Origin of the sequence: Sporosarcina koreensis (assembly GCF_001531445.1) — a bacterium.
Lineage (GTDB): Bacteria > Bacillota > Bacilli > Bacillales_A > Planococcaceae > Sporosarcina > Sporosarcina koreensis_C.
In genome coordinates this window covers 1-243 of the sequence record NZ_LQYA01000084.1, presented here as the reverse complement: position 1 = coordinate 243, position 243 = coordinate 1, and the positions used below count along the sequence as shown (strand labels likewise).

Sequence of the window (243 nt, the reverse complement as noted above, 5' to 3'; positions counted from 1 at the left end):
GAGTGCTTAATGCGTTAGCTGCAGCACTAAGGGGCGGAAACCCCCTAACACTTAGCACTCATCGTTTACGGCGTGGACTACCAGGGTATCTAATCCTGTTTGCTCCCCACGCTTTCGCGCCTCAGCGTCAGTTACAGACCAGAAAGCCGCCTTCGCCACTGGTGTTCCTCCACATCTCTACGCATTTCACCGCTACACGTGGAATTCCGCTTTCCTCTTCTGTACTCAAGTCCTCCAGTTTCC

1 rRNA gene is annotated in these 243 nt (G+C 53.5%); it reads right to left on the bottom strand.

The features are described 5' to 3' along the window. Nucleotides 1-243 (bottom strand): 16S ribosomal RNA (locus tag AWV70_RS11085); the annotation flags it as partial.